Here is a 3073-nt window from a genome sequence, read left to right as displayed (position 1 = left end):
CAGCAAAGATGAGAAATACAGATCTTCCCCATTTTCATAGCGCCAGAGCTGCGTACGGTTGAGGTCATGTTTAAAGGCAAATTTTTCATAATTCCGTTCCCCTTTCGCTTCCCTAAGGGAACGAATCCGTGCTCCAACCAATTTCAAAACTTCCTTTATATTTTCGCTCTCCTCGTCGTTTTTGGCTCTACTCATATCGTAAAGTAAACCAAAATGATGCTCCAGAGGTACTTCTAATAAGAAACAGCATACAAGACACATCTTATTAGAAACAAATTTATTATCTTTATAAAGCTGCAGATATTAAAAATATATGAAAAAGGAGGAATTATTACAGACCCCTATTGACAGACTTGGTTTTAGCACTGAATTCTGTAAAGCTTGTCGTTCAATGCAGTTCAGCACATTGAACGACATCACATCTCTTTTGCCTGAACGACTGATAAATAAAGAAGGGTTTAGCTATAACTGGCTGGGKGAACTCAGCRYATACTTAGATAAGAGAGGRCTGTTGCATTTATTGCAACGGCCATAGGAAAAAAATTACGGTTGATCCGCAGCACCATRCGCTGTAAYAGATCCCGCACACGTGCGGCAGTATGCTGGTCAATACTATAAAATTCTTTGCTGAGGCTTCCAGGGGAAATAACAGCTTGTCTTTTACTTTGATAGTGACCAGCGAAACATTTGAAAATGAACTGAAGGTTTTCAGTAGCAAAAACACTTTCTTCATAAAGTAAACGAACCAGACAGGAAAGGTGTGCAACTGACATTTCCAGTGGTATTTTAGGAACAACAGCTTCACTCCCTTTGCACAAAGATTTTTCTGTTACCAGAATTTCTTCCGTTAACCAGTTTCCCATCATGGTTTTTATTGAAGGCCACGAGGGGTCATAAGCTATATTTTTCACTTCAGGTGATGATATAACCTCTGCTTTCTGCTCAACCAAATAATTAAGCCTTTCCTGCGTATCTCTAAAATCGCCAAAAGCATTCCTGATTGTATCCTGGTAGTAAACAAAAAAAGAAAGGTTATTGAAATTTGAACGAATAAGCAGAGAAACCAGTAATTTTTCTGCGTCATCCGAATCATAATCGAGTGAACCCAATTGATGAATGATACATCCGAAATAATGTAATGAACGAAAGGTAAATTTTACTTTTCCAATATCCTCGGACATTACATTGAACCATTTTGCTAGGCAGGTTTTTAGAGAAGCATTTAGGTCGCTTGACTGCAGCGTTTTCTGAATAGCACAAACATCGTTGTTAAGTTGAGAAACCAATCGTTGATGATAAGCTATTGGCGCCACGACATCTTCATTGAAATAATTGGAATAGTATTTCTGCAGATGGTCTATAAGTGCCAAAAGTTCATTTTGGGGAAGTACATTTGTTTCAGAATCGTGGGAATTAGCTAATGTATTGGAGATGGTTGATATAATATCAAGATGATAATGAAAATAACGCACCAGGCTATTCTCTGGCGTATTGGAAAATATAGCTTCTTCCCATGCTTTATGGATTTGACCAAAGTGAGCTTCAAGATTAATTTGGGCTGTATTATCGCTGTCGGAAGATTCTTGCTCAATTAAAATTTCTTCTATATCCTTCAGTTCATTCTTAAGCATACCCTAAAGATTTTCCTGGTGCGTTATTCATATTTTCTTCTATTGGTTGAAGATATGAGTACTTGAAATGATTGTAGTCGTCACCGTAGTGGTGTCAGTCTCAAGTCTCTTACCATCTCTGTTCAAAGATTTGTAACGTGTAATAACTTGCGTACTTTTTAGCGGAAGTTTCATTGATTTCATCATAATTTTAATTTTTAATGTTAATTTAAGAGTCTATGGATTATTTATATAATTTATTACAGATTCGAGCTATCTCGTAGGTGAAACATTAAATGTGATGATAAATTTGATAGGTTTAAAATTCAGTCCGCTAACTCGAAAGACAATCATAATCCATACTTCATTCTGGATACTTTTTATAGTGTACGAGCTGGCGATAGTGTATTATCAAATTGGATCCTTGGAAAGACCGCTGATATACATTGTATTTTACACCATAAATATAGCGCTGTTTTATGCCTGCCTTAAAGTTTTAAACTATACTTTAAAAGAAACTAGGATTAATTACCTTGGAGGTTTATTGGCATATTTGGGATTACTCGTTTTTTTCCTGATTGTGAAAGGCTTTGCTGATTATTCATTGGGAAATCCCCAACCATCGCACCACAATCCTTTTATATTCATACAGAAGTTTTTTCCACGAAACATTGCACGGGGTGTATATTTTACGCTACTCGCTATATTTTATTGTTCCGCAAAGTATATTGCTCAGTATAAGAGGCAAGCATTGGAAGCTGAAAAGCGACAATTAATTATCGAAAGACAAAAAGCAGAGTTAGAAACCCAGCTTACCAAGTCCGTAAYGCCTATCTKCAACAACAGATTAACCCKCAYATGCTCTTCAAYGCRCTWAAYTTTGTTTACAACAGYACACAAAAATATTCCGATGATGCYGCTMATTGCATTTGGCTMCTWTCGGAGATYATGCGTTTCAGCYTRGAAGAAGCWGGTCCRGATGGAAAAATYAAACTSGATARWGAAGTTGAGCAGATTGAAAACCTCATCGCGATCAACCGCTACMGGTTTAAAGAACCCCTATATCTTAAACTGGAAATGCATGGTGATTTCAGCCGTTATAAAATAATTCCACTCATCTTGCTTACGCTGACAGAAAACCTGTTCAAACATGGGAATTTGACCGAAATTACCTCTCCAGCTGTACTGAAGTTAACAACAAACGAAACCGGACAACTAACCTTTTACAGCAGAAACTTAAAAAAATCAAAGAACGGACATCCCCGTCAGCGAAAAGCATTAGGTCTGCAGAACATCCGGCTCCGCATGGATTCATTTTATAAAGACAACTATAAGCTGGAAATCAACGAGCCCGACGAATTTTACGAACTCACTTTAACCCTTAAATTATGAGCTTAACATGCTACATCATTGATGATGAATATCATTCAATTGAAGTACTCGATAAGTACATCAATCAAACC

The 3073-nt window shown here is 37.0% G+C and carries 3 protein-coding genes and 1 pseudogene; 2 read left to right on the top strand and 2 right to left on the bottom strand.

All coding sequences use genetic code 11. From position 1 onward, the window contains the following. Together AC1DND_RS24095 and AC1DND_RS24090 are read right to left on the bottom strand one after the other, a co-directional pair. A partial coding sequence (locus AC1DND_RS24095; protein ID WP_477585104.1) for a hypothetical protein occupies positions 1-195 on the bottom strand: 195 nt, incomplete at its 3' end. 287 nt (positions 196-482) lie between these two features. Beyond that, positions 483-1631: a hypothetical protein gene (locus AC1DND_RS24090; protein WP_477585103.1), complete on the bottom strand. Its 1149-nt coding sequence runs from the start codon at positions 1629-1631 to the stop codon at positions 483-485. A gap of 750 nt (positions 1632-2381) precedes the next feature. Between AC1DND_RS24090 and AC1DND_RS24085 the strand changes: the two are divergent. Continuing rightward, positions 2382-2654, top strand: a pseudogene (locus AC1DND_RS24085) (histidine kinase); the annotation flags it as partial. A gap of 33 nt (positions 2655-2687) precedes the next feature. After that, on the top strand, positions 2688-3002 hold the full coding sequence (locus AC1DND_RS24080; RefSeq protein WP_477585102.1) for a hypothetical protein: 315 nt from the start codon (positions 2688-2690) through the stop codon (positions 3000-3002). Positions 3003-3073: the final 71 nt, after the last annotated feature.

Source organism: Pedobacter sp. 01N416, assembly GCF_056399685.1.
Note: the sequence above shows the minus strand (reverse complement) of the source record. Positions and strands in the feature narration are given on the sequence as shown.